This window comes from Anabaena sp. UHCC 0399 (assembly GCF_034931465.1).
Taxonomy (GTDB): Bacteria; Cyanobacteriota; Cyanobacteriia; order Cyanobacteriales; family Nostocaceae; genus Trichormus; species Trichormus minutissimus.
This window is the reverse complement of sequence record NZ_JAYGGZ010000051.1, coordinates 22,741-41,670: the sequence shown is the minus strand read 5'-3', so window position 1 is coordinate 41,670 and position 18,930 is coordinate 22,741. Positions and strand designations below refer to the sequence as shown.

Annotated in this window: 18 protein-coding genes and 3 pseudogenes; 16 read left to right on the top strand and 5 right to left on the bottom strand. The window is 41.1% G+C overall.

Going from position 1 to position 18,930, the window contains the following annotated elements:
• On the top strand, positions 1-478 hold a 478-nt coding region (locus tag VB693_RS23070), incomplete at its 5' end, for a hypothetical protein (RefSeq protein ID WP_323268297.1).
• A 2-nt stretch (positions 479-480) separates the two neighbouring features.
• Positions 481-3,933: a tetratricopeptide repeat protein gene (locus VB693_RS23065; protein ID WP_323268296.1), complete on the top strand. Its 3,453-nt coding sequence runs from the start codon at positions 481-483 to the stop codon at positions 3,931-3,933.
• Between the two features lie 137 nt (positions 3,934-4,070).
• Here the strand turns inward: VB693_RS23065 and VB693_RS23060 are convergent, their stop codons facing one another.
• Together VB693_RS23060 and VB693_RS23055 are read right to left on the bottom strand one after the other, a co-directional pair.
• On the bottom strand, positions 4,071-4,493 hold the full coding sequence (locus VB693_RS23060) for a type II toxin-antitoxin system VapC family toxin (protein WP_323268295.1): 423 nt from the start codon (positions 4,491-4,493) through the stop codon (positions 4,071-4,073).
• Entirely contained in the window at positions 4,490-4,768 is a 279-nt protein-coding gene (locus VB693_RS23055; RefSeq protein ID WP_323268294.1) for a DUF2281 domain-containing protein, read from the bottom strand. The genes VB693_RS23060 and VB693_RS23055 overlap by 4 nt, the downstream gene beginning before the upstream one ends.
• Before the next feature lie 208 nt (positions 4,769-4,976).
• Between VB693_RS23055 and VB693_RS23050 the strand changes: the two genes are divergently transcribed.
• Both VB693_RS23050 and VB693_RS23045 read left to right on the top strand, forming a co-directional pair.
• Entirely contained in the window at positions 4,977-5,267 is a 291-nt protein-coding gene (locus VB693_RS23050; protein WP_323268307.1) for a type II toxin-antitoxin system Phd/YefM family antitoxin, read from the top strand.
• The gene (locus VB693_RS23045) at positions 5,251-5,577 is read left to right on the top strand and encodes a type II toxin-antitoxin system RelE/ParE family toxin (protein ID WP_323268293.1); all 327 of its coding nucleotides are present in this window, start codon (positions 5,251-5,253) and stop codon (positions 5,575-5,577) included. Before VB693_RS23050 ends, VB693_RS23045 begins: the two co-directional genes overlap by 17 nt.
• A gap of 327 nt (positions 5,578-5,904) precedes the next feature.
• Here VB693_RS23045 and VB693_RS23040 read toward each other — a convergent pair.
• Positions 5,905-6,201, bottom strand: a pseudogene (locus VB693_RS23040) (DUF4351 domain-containing protein); the annotation flags it as partial.
• A 254-nt stretch (positions 6,202-6,455) separates the two neighbouring features.
• Here VB693_RS23040 and VB693_RS23035 point away from each other — a divergent pair.
• The 3 genes from VB693_RS23035 to VB693_RS23025 all read left to right on the top strand — a co-directional run bounded on the left by VB693_RS23035 (position 6,456) and on the right by VB693_RS23025 (position 9,702).
• Positions 6,456-7,274 (top strand): SGNH/GDSL hydrolase family protein, encoded by an 819-nt coding sequence (locus tag VB693_RS23035; RefSeq protein ID WP_323268292.1) that lies wholly within the window; start codon positions 6,456-6,458, stop codon positions 7,272-7,274.
• 259 nt (positions 7,275-7,533) lie between these two features.
• Entirely contained in the window at positions 7,534-8,742 is a 1,209-nt protein-coding gene (locus tag VB693_RS23030; RefSeq protein WP_323268291.1) for a 4-hydroxy-3-methylbut-2-enyl diphosphate reductase, read from the top strand.
• Positions 8,743-8,865: 123 nt separating this feature from the next.
• On the top strand, positions 8,866-9,702 hold the full coding sequence (locus tag VB693_RS23025) for an Rpn family recombination-promoting nuclease/putative transposase (protein ID WP_323268290.1): 837 nt from the start codon (positions 8,866-8,868) through the stop codon (positions 9,700-9,702).
• Positions 9,703-9,801: 99 nt separating this feature from the next.
• Here the strand turns inward: VB693_RS23025 and hpf are convergent, their stop codons facing one another.
• Complete coding sequence (gene hpf, locus VB693_RS23020) at positions 9,802-10,452, bottom strand: ribosome hibernation-promoting factor, HPF/YfiA family (RefSeq protein WP_190709762.1); 651 nt, start codon at positions 10,450-10,452, stop codon at positions 9,802-9,804.
• A gap of 618 nt (positions 10,453-11,070) precedes the next feature.
• Between hpf and lipB the strand changes: the two genes are divergently transcribed.
• From lipB to VB693_RS22975, 9 genes and pseudogenes are all read left to right on the top strand, one after another.
• On the top strand, positions 11,071-11,745 hold the full coding sequence (gene lipB / locus VB693_RS23015) for a lipoyl(octanoyl) transferase LipB (RefSeq protein ID WP_323268289.1): 675 nt from the start codon (positions 11,071-11,073) through the stop codon (positions 11,743-11,745).
• Between the two features lie 187 nt (positions 11,746-11,932).
• A complete protein-coding gene (locus tag VB693_RS23010; RefSeq protein WP_323268288.1) occupies positions 11,933-12,133 on the top strand; it encodes a hypothetical protein in 201 nt (66 codons plus the stop codon).
• Between the two features lie 350 nt (positions 12,134-12,483).
• Entirely contained in the window at positions 12,484-14,031 is a 1,548-nt protein-coding gene (locus tag VB693_RS23005) for an ABC transporter permease subunit (protein ID WP_323268306.1), read from the top strand.
• A 493-nt stretch (positions 14,032-14,524) separates the two neighbouring features.
• Positions 14,525-14,800 (top strand): annotated as a pseudogene (locus VB693_RS23000) (chlorophyll a/b binding light-harvesting protein); the annotation flags it as partial.
• Between the two features lie 26 nt (positions 14,801-14,826).
• Complete coding sequence (gene fldA / locus VB693_RS22995) at positions 14,827-15,336, top strand: flavodoxin FldA (protein WP_323268287.1); 510 nt, start codon at positions 14,827-14,829, stop codon at positions 15,334-15,336.
• A gap of 175 nt (positions 15,337-15,511) precedes the next feature.
• Positions 15,512-16,264, top strand: a complete 753-nt coding sequence (locus tag VB693_RS22990; RefSeq protein ID WP_323268286.1) for an alpha/beta fold hydrolase — start codon at positions 15,512-15,514, stop codon at positions 16,262-16,264.
• A gap of 326 nt (positions 16,265-16,590) precedes the next feature.
• Positions 16,591-16,848, top strand: a pseudogene (locus tag VB693_RS22985) (chlorophyll a/b binding light-harvesting protein); the annotation flags it as partial.
• A gap of 230 nt (positions 16,849-17,078) precedes the next feature.
• A complete protein-coding gene (locus tag VB693_RS22980) occupies positions 17,079-17,360 on the top strand; it encodes a hypothetical protein (RefSeq protein ID WP_323268285.1) in 282 nt (93 codons plus the stop codon).
• A 106-nt stretch (positions 17,361-17,466) separates the two neighbouring features.
• On the top strand, positions 17,467-17,703 hold the full coding sequence (locus tag VB693_RS22975) for a hypothetical protein (RefSeq protein ID WP_323268284.1): 237 nt from the start codon (positions 17,467-17,469) through the stop codon (positions 17,701-17,703).
• 102 nt (positions 17,704-17,805) lie between these two features.
• On the opposite strand, the gene VB693_RS22970 is transcribed toward VB693_RS22975, so the two are convergent.
• Positions 17,806-18,705 (bottom strand): DMT family transporter, encoded by a 900-nt coding sequence (locus VB693_RS22970; protein WP_323268305.1) that lies wholly within the window; start codon positions 18,703-18,705, stop codon positions 17,806-17,808.
• Between the last annotated feature and the right edge of the window lie 225 nt (positions 18,706-18,930).

The window sequence follows — 18,930 nt, the reverse complement described above, 5'->3', positions numbered from 1 at the left end:
TTTGAACTCCATTGATGAACCTTTGAACTCCATTGATGAGCCTTTGAACTCCATTGATGAACCTTTGAACCTCAATGATGAACCTTTGAACCTCAATGACCAAGTAAAAAAGCTGGTATATATTAATTTGGGTAAAATTACAGCTAAATTAATGTCAGAAATTCAAATTGCGATTGAAAGCGAAGACGCACCGCAAGCCGCAGCTGCTTTACTGGAAATTGAGGGGATATCAGGAAATTACGAAGTTCCCACGCAGAGAGAAGGAACATTAGCAGTCATAGGAACTATTGTAGGGATTGTCGGCGGAACAGTCGCCATAGCCGCGCAAATCCGCACATGGTATCAAGAATGGAAGAAAAAACACCCTAATAAAAGATTCGATGTGGAATTCTTTCATCCTGAGACTGGCAGCCGGATTTTTCTGGAAGACGCTACCATTGAGGAAATTACCGAAATCCTCAAATATCTCAGTCAATAACAGTGCAAACTATCCGCCTCCAACTTCGGGAAGTTAAACAGGAAACTGTTGAATTACGTTACTGGCTACCACAGCAAAAACACTATGAATCTCGTACCCTCAACTTGGCAGAAATTGCCGACTTGTTGAAACTGGGTAAACGAGAATACTATGAAACGCGGCTGCCTAATTTACCGAAAATGGGGCAGCAGTTATTTTATTGGCTTGATGGGGATGGTAGGTGGCTGAGTCGTGCTATTAAAAATAGTCGCGGTGATGGTTTGGTAGTTGCCATTGATACTACAGAATTAGCTCATTTACCTTGGGAAGTGCTGCATGATGGTAATGATTTCCTGGTAAATCGGGTAAATCCAGTAGTTTTGCCTGTGCGTTGGGTGGAGAGAGAAACAGAACCTTTCCCCGTAGAAGCGCGACAGTTGCGAGTATTGTTTATGGCAACAGACCCGGAAAATGTCACGCCCAAGTTAGACTTTGAACGGGAAGAGGCGCAAATTTTAGCTGATACCCACGATATGGGTTTAGATTTGCGGGTGGAGGAAAGCGGCTGTGTGACTGAGTTGGGGAAGGTGTGGAGTCGTCAAATTGATGATTTTGATGTATTTCACCTGACGGGACACGCTTCTATTACCCGTGAATCACCTTACACGCCTTATTTTATTACCGAGACGGAAACGGGAGAACGTCAAGAAACCACCGCCGCCGAATTAGCGGGCGTTTTCCGGTTTCGCTTTCCCAAGTTGGTGTTTTTGTCTGCTTGTCGTACCGGAGAAGCCGCCGAAAATGGTGCTGTCCCTTCAATGGCTGAGGCGTTGATTGCCGAGGGTGCTAGAACCGTGTTAGGTTGGGGTCGTCCGGTGGAAGATGGGACAGCTACAACCGCCGCCGCACATCTGTATGGTAAGTTGGCGGGGGGATATCAATTAGCCGAAGCGTTGGCTAGTACCTATCAGTATTTATTTAAACTTAAAGTTAGAGATTGGCATCTGTTGCGGTTGTATGTGCGGGGAGAATGTCCCGGTGCATTTGTGGAAACTTGGGGAGATGTTCCCCTACCGCTAGTAGAAACAGCATATCAACAGTTTTTAGATCCCCAGACGCAACAGGTGAGGGTAGCCACAGCCGCCGAGTTTGTGGGGAGGCGGCGATATTTGCAGCGTTGTCTCAAAGGGATTCGCACTCATTTAGGGTTGCTGATTCATGGCTTGGGGGGTGTGGGGAAAAGTACCCTGACGGCGCGGCTGTTGGAAAGGATGGTTGGCTATGATAGGTTGGTGATTTATCGGGGATTAGATGCGGATAAATTGCGAAAAGTCTTAGCTGAACAATGTACATCAGAACAGGGGTTAGAAATTCTCAACGGGAATTTACCCCTGATGCAGCAACTCACTAAGTTTTTTCAGTCAGGATTGAATAGTCAAGAACAGCGTTTTGCTGTGGTGTTGGATGACTTTGAAGCGAATTTAGAATTGCGTGGGGATGGGGTGTATGTGTTACAGCCGCAAGTGGTGGATGTGCTGCTGGCGTTGTTGAAAGCAGTGCAGAATTGCCGACTTCCCCATAAGGTGATTATTACCAGTCGCTATGATTTTGTACTGCCGGAATTAAATCAACGCTTGCATCGGGAAAATTTAGCGGCGTTGCGAGATGCAGACTTGACGAAAAAGTATAGCAGGTTGAACGCTTTTAATGGGGTGTTGGTGCTTGATGCTGAGTTGCAGTCACGCGCCAAGACGGTAGCAGATGGAAATCCCCGCTTGTTGGAATGGTTGGATAAGATTTTGCAAGATGGGACTTTGCAAGCCCAGGGAGTAGAGGCGATTTTGCAAAAGATGCAGGGGGAGAAGGAGAGATTTCGAGAGAATATCTTGGCTGAGGAGTTGCTGAAGTTGCAAAAGCCAAGTTTGCGGAAAATGTTGGGGAAGATGTTGGTGTATGAGTTACCAGTTCCCAAGGCGGCGATTTCTCCGATTTGTGGGGAGATTTCTGGTTGGGAAGGTGATTTACAACGGGCGGCGAGTTTGGGTTTAGTGGAGGAGGTGACGATAAATGGGGGAGAGGTGCTGTATCGTGTTCCCCGGATTTTAGCACCGTTGTTAGAGTTTGCTGGTGAGGAGTTGTATCCGCAAGCGGCACAGGTTTTATATCGGCTGTGGAGGAAGGAGGTAGAAAGTGCGACGGAAGCGCAAGGGTTAGAAATTCATCGCTTGGCTTTGTTGGGGAAGGATGAGGGAATTGCGGGGGAAATAGCCAGTTCACTGGCAAATAACTTATTGCGTCATAGCCGATACAGAGAAGCATTACATTTATGTAAGTCAACCTCAGAAATTACACAAGATTATCGTGTTCTCAAGGAAATGGCTTATTGTGAGCAACAGTTAGGTAATGTTGCGCCAGCACTGGAATATTATCAGCAAGCTTTAAAACTTTGCCCGGCAGAAGATGAACGAGAATTAGCATCAATTTCTCATTATTTGGGAATATTGAAAGCCGAGCAAGGAGAAATAGAACAGGCGATCGCTCTCTACCAGCAGTCTTTGGAAATCAAACAACGCATTGGCGATGTCGAAGGTGAAGCCGCCACCTTGTACCAAATAGCAGTTATCTACGAATGCTTTGGGGAAGTAGAACAGGCGATCGCTCTCTACAATCAAGTCCTTGAAATTGATGAACGCACTGGGAATGTCAAGGGTAAAGCCGCCACTTTGCACCAACTTGCAATCATCTACGCAAAGCTTGGGGAAGTAGAACAAGCGATTGTTTTCAACCAGCAGTCTTTGGAAATCAGACAACACATTGGCGATGTCCAAGGTGAAGCCAACACCTTGCACTCTCTTGCACGTATCTACGTCAACCTTGGGGAATTAGAACAGGCGATCACTCTCAACCAGCAGTCTTTGGAAATTAAACAACGCATTGGTGATGTTCAAGGTGAAGCCGCCACTTTGCACAATCTAGCTGATATCTACGCAAAGCTTGGGGAAGTAGAAAAAGCGATTGCTCTTTACCATCAGTCTTTGGAAATCTTTCAACGCATTGGCTATCTCCAAGGTCAAGCCGCCACTTTGAACAACATAGCAGGAATTTACGCCAACAATGGAGAAGTAGAAAAAGCGATTGCTCTCAACCAGCAGTCTTTGGAAATCAAACAACGCATTGGTGATGTCCAAGGTAAAGCCAACGCCTTGCACTCTCTTGCAGTCATCTACGCCAACAAAGGAGAAGTAGAGCAAGCAATTAATCTGTTTCAACAATCTTTAGAAATTAAAGAACGCATTGGCTATGCTTACGGCAAAGCCATGACTTTATGCTGTTTAGGTCAATTAGCAGAACAACAGGGTGAATACGCCCAAGCCATATCCTATTTGCAACCAGCTTTAGAGATTTTGCAGAAGTTAAAATCACCCGATGCTGAACAGGTAAGGGCGATGCTGGAGAAAATAATTCGTAATTCGTAATTTACGCGGTGTGCAATTATGCTTTAAACCCCTCTCCAAACCTCTCCCCGACGCGGGGAGAGGCTTTGATTCTTGCTCCCCTTCCCTTGCAGGGAAGGGGCTGGGGGTTAGGTTTCGTGTTCCAGATGCTCGCTCTCTTAATTAATGAACCAATTTTCTATGTTGATACCATCAAAACCTTGAAAATCTACTACATTATTCGTTACTAAAATCAAGTTATTTGTAACGGCAATACTCGCAATTTGTCCATCAATAAAGCCAGGATTTTTACCAATTTTTGATAATCTAGCTCTTTCCTGAGCATGATATTGTGTAGATTTTAGATCATAATCAAATAAAGAAATTTCTGCTAGAATTACGTTGTTGATATAATCCTCTATATCTTGACGTTTTTTAGAAATAGGAAGACGTAAACAACCATACAACATTTCATGGATAACTAGGATAGCCGTGGCTATTTCTTGTCTATACAACCTTAGCTTTTCCATTACTTTCTCATTGGGATGGGGTCGTTTAGCCTCCGAAAAAATGTTAGTATCTAGTAAATATTTTAGATTCATAAATTAACTTCTCTTCCTGGTGACTTATCCCGTAGATTTTCAAAAGTGTTATCATCAATACTTTCTAAATCAACCCTTTGCCTAAATTCTTGTAAGGCTAACCAAAAATCAGTAATCTCTTTACCTTCTCTTGAATGTTCTTGATTTTCAGATATAGAAAATGGCTTTTGCTCTGATAATTTATATTTGAGAAATTGCATAAAATCTAAAACTTCTTGCTGTTTATCTGGTGGTAATTCTCGGAATGTTTGTAGAACTGTTTGTTCAATAGTCATAGTTTTACCTCTGCTAGATAAGAACTGCATATCTTTAGGTACAAAATGCGCCGATGCTCCGTCCCACTGGAGGCGATCGCCTAAGGTGGGCGGTTACGGTTACGCGATCGCACTTTACCACGAGCCTTTAATTTTTAGCCGGGAGTTAGGTTTCGTGTTCCAGATGCTAGCATTAAATTGAGTGCAAATTAAGCGCGTAATTACAGCAATGCTCAATATTATTCGAGATATTCACTCTCTCTCAAACTTCAAGCGCAACACATCTGACTTGATTAAGCAAATGAAGCAGACGGGAAAACCCGTAGTTTTAACTGTCAATGGCAAAGCCGAATTAGTTGTTCAAGATGCTCAATCATACCAAAAGCTTTTAGAACTTGTAGAACAGTTAGAAACAATAGCAGGAATTAAACAGGGACTAGAAGACATAGAAGCAGGAAATACGCGTCCACTAAGTGCATTTGAGCAAGAAATGCAGCAGAAATATGGTATTTCAAGTTAGAACTACCAAGACTGCGGACGCTCAAATTGAATCAGCATATTTATGGCTGAAAGAATATAACTCAGCTTATGCAGATCAGTGGTTTCGGGGGTTGATGAATGCAATAGCAACTCTTCAAGAAAAACCTCATCGATGCGCCTTAGCTGTAGAACATGAAGTATTTTCTGAAGAAGTGCGTCAACTTCTTTATGGCAAGTCAAAAAAAATCTACCGCATTCTTTTCACAATTCGTGATGATACTGTTTATATTTTGTACGTGCGTCATAGTTCACAAGCACTCTTAACATCTGATGAAGTGGATGAAGAATGAGAGAAGTTAAAATCACCCGATGCTGAACAGGTGAGGGCGATGCTTGAGAGAATAATTCGTAATTTACACGGTGTGCAATTATGCTTTAAACCCCTCTCCAAACCTCTCCCCGACGCGGGGAGAGGCTTTGATTTTTGCTCCCCTTCCCTGTCTTTGCTACGCAACGCTAACGCGAACGACACGCTGCGCGTTGGCGTAGCCTCTCGTAGAGAATGTAGGGAAGGGGTTGGGGGTTAGGTTTCTTTAATTTTCCAGATGCTAGCCTTAAACCTATAAGTTGCATCATTTCATGTGTCGATAAACCCTTGCCCCTGCCCCTTGACTTTATTATTGGTTAAACCAACTTTCTAAATCAGCAGGAGTAGTAAAATCTAGTAATGCTTCTCCTAGATTCTCTAATTGTTCAATAGATAATCTTTGAATGCGATCAATTAATGAAGCATCAATTTCACCAATACGGCGATTGAGTTGACGCAGTATTAAGTTCTGTTTTCCCTCTTGCCGTCCCTCTTGTAGTCCCTCTTGCCGTCCCTCTTGCTTGGCTTGTTCTCTATTTCTTTGATAAATTGGTTCTAGTCGCATAATTAACTCCCGATCTTCTGCTGCTAATTTTTGATTTACTTCTCCGTAATCTTTTAGGAGTTCTTGCAGATAGTCCTTAGCAAATTCGTCATGTATAAAGCGTGTCATTCAATTTAAGTATAGGGCAGATTTTTCAATATATTTAAATATTTAATCATCTAACTCCGAGTTGAGCGATGGTCTACGACCGACGGTCGGTCATCGCATCAATGTCACCGAATAATTGCGGAAAATAGTGCGATTATCTTAGTAGCGATTTAAAATCTGAGTCAAATCATTGGAAAATTTCGCTAGTCGTGTCCACCACTGCAAAACAATTTCCTATCTGGGCTTTTTTCTTACTGGCAACCAACGGCATCCTGATGTTGGCGGTGATTCTGCTGATTTTGCGCCAGCAGGGTTTGTCCGCTTTTTCCAGTAATGCTACCCCAGTTCCAGCTAATCAAGCCCCGTCTGCTACCCCAGAGTTAGGCCCCCGCCACCAACTGAGTTACCAACAGTGGGTAGATATCCTCAAGCAAGAAGCCCAAGTAGCGGCTGAACAGCGTCCGCCACAATTAAGCATCTTAGCGGGGGATTCTCTGAGTCTATGGTTTCCTGCGGAATTATTACCTAAAGATAGAAATTGGCTTAATCAAGCAATTTCCGGTGAAACCAGCAATGGATTATTCAAAAGATTAAATTTATTTGACCAGACGCAGCCAGAAACAATTTTTGTGATGATTGGGATTAATGACCTCATTCGGGGGGTGAATGATCAGGTTATCTTAGATAATCAACGGCAAATGATGATTTATTTAAGAAAAAGCCACCCCAAAGCTAAAATCTTTATCCAGTCGATTTTGCCTCATGGGGCAGAATCTGCCACCTGGGAAGGACGAGAAAAATTACTGACTATTCCCAATAGTCGCATTCAGCAATTAAACCAGCAGTTAAAAAGCATAGCAGCCAAAGAAGGCGTTGAATATCTAGACTTATATTCCTTATTTGCCAACCAGCAAGGAAATCTCCGTCCAGAATTGACTACCGATGGCTTACATATCAATCCCGCCGGCTATCTAGTTTGGCGCACAGCTTTGCAGATTTATCAAAAGGGAATTGGTGGGACTAATTAATTCAAAATTGAATAGACTTCTTGCAAAAGTCCGAAAATGAGATGTGTCATTCTGAATGAAATGTAGAATCTTTGAGATGTTTCGCTTCGCTCAACATGACAAATTAAGCATTGATGCAAGAGTCTCCCCTGTCCCCTGTCACCTGTCCCCTGTCCCCTGTCCCCTGTCACCTCTAACTTGAGAAAATCTGTACCCGATTAACTAAATCGTGTCATGGCACGAGAAAATCAGAAGGAGGAGATAATAAAAAATAAAACATATGGATACAAAAGCTTTTAAGCGTTCACTGCAACATTCAGAAAATTACAACCGTAAGGGGTTTGGTCATCAAGCCGAAGTTGCTACTCAATTGCAATCTGAGTATCAAAGTAACTTAATTCAAGAAATCCGCGATCGCAATTACATCCTGAAACGCGGCGATGTCACTATCCGTTTGGCGCAAGCTTTTGGCTTTTGCTGGGGTGTGGAACGTGCTGTGGCTATAGCTTATGAAACCCGCAAGCACTTCCCGACAGAACAGATTTGGATTACTAACGAAATTATCCACAATCCTTCTGTGAATCAGCGAATGCAGGAAATGCAAGTCGCATTTATCCCTGTTGATGGGACTAAAAAAGACTTCTCTATTGTTGGTAATAACGATGTGGTGATATTACCTGCTTTTGGAGCTAGCGTTCAAGAAATGCAGATACTCAACGATAAAGGATGCAAAATCGTTGATACTACCTGCCCTTGGGTATCTAAAGTTTGGAATACCGTGGAAAAGCACAAAAAAGGTGATTACACCTCAATTATTCACGGTAAATACAAGCATGAGGAAACTGTGGCTACTAGTTCCTTTGCTGGTAAGTATTTAATTGTGCTGAATTTAAAAGAAGCCCATTATGTAGCTGACTACATTTTACATGGTGGCGATCGCGAGGAATTTTTACAAAAATTTGCCAAAGCTTGTTCAGCCGGGTTTGATCCTGATCAAGACTTAGAACGTGTTGGTATTGCTAACCAAACTACGATGCTGAAAGGCGAAACTGAGCAGATTGGTAAACTCTTTGAGCGTACCATGATGCAGAAGTATAGTCCTGCTGAACTAACTCAACATTTCCAAAACTTCAATACTATTTGTGATGCTACCCAAGAACGGCAAGATGCCATGTTGGAATTAGTAGAACACAACTTAGATTTAATGGTGGTAATTGGTGGGTTTAATTCATCAAACACGACTCAATTACAGCAAATTGCCAAGGAACGTGATTTGCCTTCCTATCATATTGATTGTGTGGAGCGAATTAAATCTAGAACATCCATTGAACATCGGCAATTAACTGGCGATTTAGTCATTGCAGAAAACTGGCTACCAGAAGGAGAAATTGTTGTAGGAGTTACGTCTGGGGCTTCTACACCTGATAAGGTTGTGGAAGATATCATTGAGAAGATTTTTGCTCTCAAGGCTACTGCGGCGGTGTCTTAGGAGTGCTGAGTTTTGAGTGCTGAGTTTTGAGTAAAATAAAAATTGCTCAATACTTTGGCACTCGTTAAATATTTTAAATTAATAAATATTTAATTCATCTTTTTTTACCTTTTATTTTTGTAAATGTCCTTTGATAACCTGTGCAAACTCCTGTCTGAAAAACATCCCGTTACTTTTGCCAGTTGGGTGTTAGGTAAACCGCAAACTGATGTCAAAGTCCTCAAAACTGAATTGAGTATCGAACCGATTCGCGCTGATTACGTCACATTCCTGCAACTACAAGAACGCATTCTCCATTTAGAATTTCAAACCAAACTCGAATCCACACCACCCCTACCCCTGCGGATGCTAGATTATTGGGTACGCCTGTATCGGTTGTATCGTCTACCCATCACGCAAGTTGTCGTATTATTGCTTCCCCCCGCGCCAGACACAGTAATTGAAACCGTGTTTAGTGTCGAGTCTACTCGTCATGAATATCGTGTAATTTCTATGTGGGAGGAAAATCCCCAAATATTCCTTAATGAGCCAGCGTTGTTACCATTAGCAACACTAGCCGCCACCACCCAGCCTCAAGCTTTATTACAACAAGTTGTAGAACGAGTGAATCAACTTGGGCTAGGAGAGCGATCGCAAATCTCCGCTTACACCCAAATTTTAGCTGGTTTAAAATATAAAAAGGACTTGATCAAACAATTATTTCGGGAGGGTATGATGCGCGAGTCAGTCATTTATCAGGAAATTCTCGCCGAAGGTGAACAACGTGGTGAACAACGTGGTGAACAACGGGAACGATCGCTTATTCTCCGTCAACTTACTCGTCGTGTAGGAGAATTATCTCAACCAGTGCGAGAACGAGTAGAAAATCTTTCTTTAGAACAGTTAGAAAATCTGGGCGAAGCATTATTAGATTTTCAGACAATGGCGGATTTAGACACTTGGTTAAGTACATTACAGTAGCACAGGCCGCATCCTCTTGTTCTTCAAATAAATAACATTAAACAGCTATCAGTTTTTTTCCACTGATAACTGTTTACTGTTAACTCTTCACTTATTCAATTATCTACTGTGAGATTTTTCTGGCATTCCTACATTACTAGCTGTCTTACCATTTTTGCCGTTAGTATGGGCATGGCCGTTGTTATTACGGGGTTGAATTACGCCATAACCGCCATGATTGCGTTCATAAATGACGTTAATCTCGCCTGTTTCGGCATTGTGGAACATATAAAAATCATGTCCTACCAATTGCAGATGCTCTAAAGCCTCTGTAACCGTCATCGGTGGCATGGCAAAATATTTAGTACGGACAACTTCTTCTGGGAGTTCGGGGGTGCGATCGCCGATTAAATCTGCAACTACTGGTTGTGGTACAACTACTTCGTTAGTGGGTAGAGCTTGAGTTTTCTTGTCTTGTTTTCTTTCTTTATATTTACGGAGTTGTCTGGCAATTTTATCTGCTACTAAATCAATACTTGCGTATAAGTTCTCGCTGCTTTCCTCGGCGCGGATGACACTACCATTTGCGTAAATAGTGACTTCAGCCGCTTGTCTAGTATTAATTCGGGGATTGCGAGCTACGCTAAGGTGGACATCCACTTCGTTGGTGATGTTCTGAAAGTGACTAACTGCTTTTTCAATTTTTTGATGCACATATTCTCGAATCGCATCGGTAATTTCAATATTTTTGCCGTGGATGACAAGCTTCATGTAAACTCTCCCGCTCGATAGCGCAATATTTAATGTGATGTTGTCTTTGTATGCAAAGAGATTGCGGTAAGTTATGTTACTTACACCAACACCTGTTTTGGACTTTTTTAATGTGCTTTTAGCTGTTTTGTCTCAGTCCTTTACATCTATTATAGTTATTCCTCTGTATACCCTTGATTTTATGTTTGATTTGGAGCGATCGCTCTAACTGATTGCTAGACAATTAGACAGTCGCGCTATTTTCTCAATTAAGGTAGCCTAATTAATAACGGTTTTGACTACCTTGCTCATCAAAACAAACTTTACATAACTAATAGTAGTTACTTCTGGTTTGTTAACGGAGATTTGATCGCTCTCTTTTGGGTATACCAGTCCTTCAGATGTAAACAATTATGAGACTCATCAGCCAGTGTATTCGTTCTTCTTTCCTTGGCGTGATGCTTATTGTAGAGAATTCCTCCCAACACCTTTGTGTTTATATATTCAAACTAGCACTTTGTTTTTCTAAGAGATGATTCCCTTGATGTTCCTTTAAAATCCTTTGCATAGCTTGACAATTGTTGATCAAATTCTCGAAAGTTGAAATATATTTAGTTGTTAACTCAGTTGATTTTCGGCATGAATTGTAGTAGAGCAGCTAAAAACTATTGTTTTTTGTACAACAAAGGGTTAACACCCTACTTAGAAGCGCATGAGTGGCAAAAATTCCTCCTCACAGAGCGTATTCACAATCCCCATCTAGATGATGTGTTAATCTTGCTGGAACACCCCCCTGTATATACTTTAGGACAAGGCAGCAATTCCGAATTTCTCAAATTTGACATAGCCCAAAATCAGTTTGAGGTACATAGAACTGAACGCGGCGGCGAAGTCACTTACCACTGTCCTGGCCAATTGGTAGGGTATCCAATTTTAAATTTGCAACGTTATTGTAAAGATTTACATTGGTACTTGCGGCAATTAGAAGAAGTGATTATTCGCGTTTTAGCAGTTTATGGCTTACAAGGCGATCGCATTCCCTCTTTCACTGGGGTATGGTTAGAAGGGCGTAAAGTTGCTGCGATCGGGATTAAAGTCAGTCGTTGGATTACCATGCACGGTTTTGCTTTAAATGTGTGTCCTGACATGACAGGCTTTAGGCGCATTGTTCCCTGCGGTATTGCAGATAAACCTGTAGGCAGTTTAGCCGAATGGATTCCCGGAATTACCTGTGAAGAAGTTCGCGGACATATTTCCCAAGCTTTTACCGAAGTTTTTGGTATAGAATTCATTGAGAAAATTGCCAATTGTTAAATAATTATACTGATATAGGTAGATTTAGCAGTAAATACGTAATAGATGCAATTTCCTTATAAATAGGAATATTCGCTAATTAAAAGCTGATTACTCCTTATTTGTGATTTCACTTGTGCGAGTTAAAATAAGATTGTTTGCCAGTCTCAAAACTAAATTTTTGTATCATTCGATTCAAATTTCGCCTGTGACTTATCCAATCAATCCACAGACTTACGCCCCAGTGTTTACGTCTCTGAGAGAAAGAGACTGGAAAGTTCTCATAGAACTATTTGATAGACAAGACGGCGAAGATATTGAAGCCGACATCAATAGTAATTTACTGTTGATGATGCCCGAACCCTGTTGGGAAGACGATCCCTTTGATTTCTTGCGCGATTATCTTTAGGAGTTATGAGTGCTGAGTTATGAGTGCTGAGTTATGAGTGCTGAGTCATGAGTGCTGAGTGCTGAGTGCTGAGTGCTGTTAGCGGTAGCGCGGCGTTTAGCCGGTGCTGAGTGTAGCGGTAGCGGGGCGTGAGCAGCGTGCTGAGTTGTGTTAGTGGTAGCGCGGCGTTTAGCCGTTGCTGTTAGCGGAGCGGGGCGTGAGCAGCGTGCAGTAACTGCACTTATTCGCTTCTACGCTAGTTTTTCAAAGGGCTGAATTTTTTAAATAGCAGGTTGTAACCTGTGCAGATTCAGCATACACTCATTACTCATTACTCAGCACTCAAAACTCACTCAGAGGGTAAAAATCACATGGCTAGATTAGATGTTAAGCGTTGGCTGTGCTGGTGTCTAGTGATTTGTGTTAGTTGTGTTTTACTCTCTAGTTGTAGTGCGAATCTGAGTGCTGACAAAACTTTGCGAGTCGCCACTGAACCCGCATTTCCTCCTTTCGAGTTTCAAGGACAAGGTGGGGAATTACAGGGTTTTTCCCTGGATTTAATGAATGCGATCGCTTCATCTGCTAACTTTAAAGTCAACTTTCAAAGTCTACCGTTTGATGGCATTATCCCAGCCTTGCAAGGTAGAACCGTAGATGCGGCGATTAGTTCGATTACCATTACAGCAGAACGAGCCAAGACGGTGGCTTTCTCTCGTCCTTATTTTAAAGCTGGGTTAGCGATCGCAATTCGTGGTAACAATCCAGATATTACAGGTTTTGATAGTCTCAACAATAAAAAAATCGCTGTCCAAATCGGTACGACTGGCGCAGAAAAAGCTAAAAGTATTCCAGGTGCAGAAATTCGCAGTTTTGATTCTGCACCCCTAGCACTGCAAGAATTACTCAATGGGAATGTAGATGCAGTTATTAATGATGCACCAGTAACTTTATATGCTATAAATACAGGCAATCTCAAAGGCATTAAAGTTGTAGAGCAATTACTAACAGAAGAATATTACGGCATTGCCACAGCCCAAAATTCACCTGATTTATTACTCATCAACAACGGACTCGATACAGTATTAAAAAACGGCACTTATACCCAAATTTATCAAAAATGGTTTAAAGCTACTCCGCCACAATTACCAGATAAATCACCATTTGAAAATCAAACTAACAGTCCTAAAGGGGGAATATTCACCTCAATTGGTTTAATTGTGCAGGCTTTACCCACTTTATTACAAGGTGCATTAGTTACCCTCCAACTAACAATAATTTCTGTAATTTTGGGGTTAATTGGGGGGTCATTAGTGGGTATTATCCGCCTCTCAAAAATTACTCCTGTGCGCTGGTTAGCGAGAGCATATGTTGATTTCTTTCGCGGTACACCTTTACTAGTACAGATTTTTATGATTTATTTTGGCATCCCAGCCATTGCTCAAGAACTTAACTTTACTTTCTCTTTTGATCGTTTAGTAGCTGGGGTCATTGCCTTAAGTTTAAATTGTGCGGCTTACATTGCCGAAATTGTCCGCGCTGGTATTCAATCCATTGAACCAGGACAAGCAGAAGCAGCCAAATCATTAGGCTTAAATCCTTTACTAACAATGCGCTTAGTGATTTTTCCCCAAGCATTCCGGCGGATGTTACCAGCTCTAGGAAATGAGTTCATTAGTTTATTGAAAGATACCAGCTTAGTTGCGGTGATTGGGTTTGAAGAGTTATTTCGCAAAGGACAACTGATTGTAGCCGGAAATTATCGCGCCTTTGAAATTTACGCAGCAGTTGCGATCGTCTACTTATGTTTAACACTGCTGTCTTCTCAAGCTTTTAGTCGCTTAGAAACCTGGATGAATCCTACCCAATCGGGTAAACTTCGGCAAAGAAAAGCCTCTAATTTAGATAATAAAAAAAATTAACTCTCTATTTATCAGGACAATATGCAGTGCAACGTCTCTACTCAGCCTACGCTTTTGCAGACATGAAAACTGCTTTAGGGAAGCGATCAAGCATTTTTAAACTTTACCGCGATCGCTGTCTTGGGATATTCAGTGTGAGGTTTGCGCGAAACAAGTCAAAACCAACTCTACACTTTCGATTTGCCAACCCTGCGCTTCTTTGTCAGCAATCACAGCATTGACTTATTACGCTTCTACCACGATAACGATACTTGAGAAGTGCTACTGTAGCTTATTAATAATAATTATAAGCAATTTTCAAAGTATTTGGCTAGGAATACAACATTAATTTAAAGATAAAATCCCTCAAAAACCATTAAAATCAGTATTTTGCATGACCTTGTCTTAGCTTTTACAAAAATTAACCATAAATAAGTGAAAATTTATCTCAATAAATCTGGTAGGATGTTTCCAGAGCTTATTGAAGAAGTATCTCAATAAGCATAAGCTGAAGAAAGATGCCAATAAAATGACGACTATCTTAGGTATTCACCTAGTTTTATTAGGTCTAGGTGCTGGCTTACTGGTTGTCAAGGCTGTCTTCTTCGGTGGTTTATACGATTCCAATATTGGGGAAGTGCGAGTTATTTCTCATCCTACTTGGAACTTTGCAGCTATTTTTAGTTATTTAGTTGGTGGTAACAAGTATTGGATTGCCGGAGTCAATAATCTAGAAGACTTAGTAGGCGGCCATATTTGGGTGAGTATTCTTTGCATAGCAGGGGGTATCTGTTCTTATCAATATAAGGAGTAAAAATGTCGAAAAAAATTGGTTTATTCTACGGTACTCAAACTGGTAAAACTGAATCTGTGGCGGAAATTATTCGAGATGAGTTTGGTGATGGTGTGACATTACACGATATGTCCCAAGCAGAAGCTGCTGATTTTGATGAGTATCAATGTGTGATTGTTGGCTGTCCTACTTGGAATATTGGTGAACTCCAAAGTGATTGGGAAGGCTTTTTTCCAGAACTAGATGACATAGATTTTAATGGTAAGATGATTGCCTATTTTGGTACTGGCGACCAGATGGGCTATGCCGATAATTTTCAAGATGCAATTGGCATTCTGGAAGAAAAGATTTCCCAACGCGGTGGTAAAACTGTCGGCTATTGGTCTACTGAGGGGTATGATTTTAACGATTCTAAGGCTTTAAGAAATGGCAAGTTTGTCGGCTTGGCGATTGATGAGGATAATCAATCTGATTTGACTGATGAACGGATAAAGGCTTGGGTGTCTCAGTTGAAAAGAGAGTTTGGTTTGTAGTTTGCGCCATTAACGTTTTTTGTACCTGATGATTAACCACAGATACACACAGATAATTTTGTTTTTAAACGCAAAGTGTCGCTGAGGTTTACGCGGAGGAACGCTAAGTTTGAAAGCAATCTGTATGTATTTGTGGTTTTCAAATCTGCTTAATTTCTGAGGTTTTAGAGGTTTTATGTCTGATGATATTGATGTTCTTTGGATCAGTTCTAGTTCTGTATTACAGCGTTTTGATAAACCATTGCTGCAATATATATCGCAATATGTGAATGTGGCTCAGTGGGAATATCGTCACGGTAAGGATGAAGGTGGTTCGATTGATGAGGCTGTGGGTTTGCTAGAGGAATATTTATCACAGTATTCTCAGCCGGTGCATTTAGCTGGTCATGGCGCGGGTGGTGCGATCGCTTTAACTTATGCGCGGCGGTATCCTGAAAAAGTGCGATCGCTCATTCTCCTAGCTGTGGCCTCTCAACCTGCAAATACTTGGCACGTCCACTATTATCTGCAAAGACAAGCATTTACTATGAGCCGTGAGCAGGTGTTAGCTAGTAGTGTTCGTCATCTTTTTGGTGAGCAACCACATAATACTACTAAAAAGTTAATGGCAGTCTTAGATAGAGATTTAGAACAATCTCCCCTATTACACTCTCTTTTTAAGTTGACTGATTTACCTAAAGGTGGGGTTTCTATGCCAATGATGGTATGTGGTAGCAAGAATGATTCCATTGTTAATTCACCAGTCTTAAAAGATTGGTTGAAGGAGTTTAAAGCTGAAGATAATCTCTGGGAATGTCCCAAAGGTCATCATTTTTTTCACTACTTCTATCCTCAACAAGTCGGCGAGGAAATGTTGAGTTTTTGGCAACCATATCATCTAAGATCAATCCCAAAATCTCAATTAGTTCACCAAAATTCGACAAATTAACAAGTATTTTTTAGGGGCGCATCTACACCCATATTAATTTTTTATGTAACTTTTAAACAGCGACAAAATTAGTTATCGTCGTCTATTTTTTGCTGCAAAATTCAGCTTTATTTATAATTGTTAAGTTTTGTTGAAAATAGATACAATTAGGAATTACTTTCAATAAAGTAGATTTGTAATCACCAACAAGTAGATTTGTAATCACCAACGTTGGCAAGTTAACTTCAATTATTTGAACTATTGGCTTTTGTTCACAACTTTCACCCGTTGAAGTTAATTAGCCATTACTTGAGTATTTCTAGCAACAAATATAAACGAGCTAACCAATGCAGACATACGATAATCCCAACGTCAAATTTGATTGGTGGGTTGGCAATGCCCGCTTCGCCGACCTCTCTGGCTTATTTATCGGCGCACACGTAGTACAAGCCGCACTGACAACTCTTTGGGCGGGTGCGTTTACATGGTTTGAAATCTCTCGCTACAACCCTGATATCCCGATGGGCGACCAAGGACTAATCTTGTTACCCCATTTAGCTACTTTAGGTTTTGGTGTCGGTGCAGGTGGTCAAGTAGTAGATACGGATATAACACTACGGTTTTTCCACCTGAACTTTACGGTACAGAACGTTTAGGTATGGCAAACATTCAGTTTTTTCTAGGGATATTAGCATTCTTAGGTTATGTTTGGCACGCCTGGAGGGCGAGTAATATTTCCTACTAATATCACTCATCTCAAGTTCCTTATTGCCTGCGGTTAAAAGCAGTTAACTGTGGGCAATTTCTTAAAATTTACAGTGGAGTATGAATCGGAATGACTACAATTATTTGTGCTTTATCTGCTTGGGCAATCATGATTTTATTGCTTTGGAGTATTTGGACAACTCTCAAAAAAGGGATAAGTTTTTTGTGGAAGTTACATCAAGTGCCTTGTCATAATTGTGAGTATTTCACTAATGACTACCGCCTGAAATGTACTGTCAATCCAACTAGAGCTTGTTCTGAGCAGGCTATTGGTTGTCTTGATTTTGAACCTAAAACTGCTGCTTGTAATGCTTGTCAGAAGGGGAGAACCTGGAAAATCGAAAGGGGATGATTACACTATGATGGAAAACCATTGAAACACATCAATATATTTGGAATTGCGTAATTATCAGATGCTTGAAAGCTGAAATTTTCAATCTAATTTCTCTTAAATTCCTATGAATACCAACTCTGATTTCCTGTCTGATTTATGTGATTTCCTCTATCCTCGTAGTCCCTATTATGGACAATTTAAACCAGAATATTTAGTTTTTAATGCAAGTCTTCAAGAATTTTCTCAAAGAGTAAACTACATTTGTAGCCTACAAACTGGGGGTAAGATTTCTCCAGAAGACGCTTACCAACAAATTCATGTACTTTGGAAAGAGTTAAAACGGGCGAAAAAGGCACTATAGATAAGCTAATTTATATTTCAGGTGGTTTAAGTTTTTTTGGTTGTTCTGCTATTCAAGTAGTTATCAGCACAAAAAACTAATTATGTCGTTGGGATTCCCAGCTCATTTCAGGTAAAATAACAATCCAATACCGATGATCGCAATAATCACGCCGGCGATCGCTCTCCAACTCACTTTTTCACCCATACACATACCTATGGGGATAACAAATAACGGACTTGTCTGTAACAGGGTTGAAGCAATTCCCGCAGCCGTGAATTTAATGGCTGTCTGTTGTAGCCAAATTCCTAAATATGTGCCGCAAAAAGCCGCAAAGCAAGTAACAAAAATTACTCTTCCTGATTGCCAGTAGGGATAGGACAGTTCTTGGTTTTTCCTACCGAACCACACCCACAACAAAAGAATTAACTCGGCTGCACTTAACCGCAACAAAGCCGCCCATAAAGGTGTCACATTCCCCGTAGCAAAAGCACCGCGAGAGATAACTGTAGCAATAGCATTTGTCATGGCTGACAATAAACCAAAGCCGATACCTGTCCATAGGTGCGCCGGGGAATCGTCACCATTCCCCGGAACTCTTTCTGTAACTACCCAAGCTACTCCCAGGATAGTTAGTATAATCCCACACCACGCCCTGATATTAAGCTGTTCTTGTAGAATAATATTAGCGGCGATCGCTGTCATGGGCGGTGCAAGCGTTCCTATGAGTAAAACACGCCGCGCCCCTAAATAATTTATCGCGGCCAAAAAAGCTGTATCACCCCAGCTAATACCGACAACCCCACTCAAACACAGCAGAAAAATCGGTATTGGGTCAGAAAGGGGTAAGGATTCTCTAGTAAATAGGATAGTCAGCACTAAAAAGGCGATCGCTACTATCCCTTTAATCAAATTCAGCTTTAGCGGCGGAATTCGTTGCCCCACAATCCCATATACCACCGAAGCTATAGCCCATAAACAAGCAGCCAATAAAGCAGCTAATTCCCCTTTGGCATTAGTAATTAGAAAAATTAAAGAATTATTAAAAATTCAATGTCACCCCAAATTTATGACCGAAACTATTTAATAATATATCAAATAATTACATAAAAAATTAGCACTCAAACCTAACAAGTGCTAATTTCTCAAGAAACCTTAATGCCTAATAAATAGGTAAATAGTCTAATTTTCCCAGGTGATAGTTAGGTAGTTTTGTTTGCATAAGCTATGTCTTCCATACAACTAATT

Coding starts and splice junctions, on each gene's coding strand:
- VB693_RS23030 (WP_323268291.1), top strand. CDS start 7,534: ATGGATACAAAAGCTTTTAAGCGTTCACTGCAACATTCAGAAAATTAC.
- VB693_RS23005 (WP_323268306.1), top strand. CDS start 12,484: ATGGCTAGATTAGATGTTAAGCGTTGGCTGTGCTGGTGTCTAGTGATT.
- VB693_RS22975 (WP_323268284.1), top strand. CDS start 17,467: ATGAATACCAACTCTGATTTCCTGTCTGATTTATGTGATTTCCTCTAT.
- VB693_RS23060 (WP_323268295.1), bottom strand. CDS start 4,493: ATGAATCTAAAATATTTACTAGATACTAACATTTTTTCGGAGGCTAAA.
- hpf (WP_190709762.1), bottom strand. CDS start 10,452: ATGAAGCTTGTCATCCACGGCAAAAATATTGAAATTACCGATGCGATT.
- lipB (WP_323268289.1), top strand. CDS start 11,071: ATGAATTGTAGTAGAGCAGCTAAAAACTATTGTTTTTTGTACAACAAA.
- VB693_RS23045 (WP_323268293.1), top strand. CDS start 5,251: ATGGTATTTCAAGTTAGAACTACCAAGACTGCGGACGCTCAAATTGAA.
- VB693_RS23050 (WP_323268307.1), top strand. CDS start 4,977: ATGCTCAATATTATTCGAGATATTCACTCTCTCTCAAACTTCAAGCGC.
- VB693_RS23025 (WP_323268290.1), top strand. CDS start 8,866: ATGTCCTTTGATAACCTGTGCAAACTCCTGTCTGAAAAACATCCCGTT.
- VB693_RS22990 (WP_323268286.1), top strand. CDS start 15,512: ATGTCTGATGATATTGATGTTCTTTGGATCAGTTCTAGTTCTGTATTA.
- VB693_RS23055 (WP_323268294.1), bottom strand. CDS start 4,768: ATGACTATTGAACAAACAGTTCTACAAACATTCCGAGAATTACCACCA.
- fldA (WP_323268287.1), top strand. CDS start 14,827: ATGTCGAAAAAAATTGGTTTATTCTACGGTACTCAAACTGGTAAAACT.
- VB693_RS22980 (WP_323268285.1), top strand. CDS start 17,079: ATGACTACAATTATTTGTGCTTTATCTGCTTGGGCAATCATGATTTTA.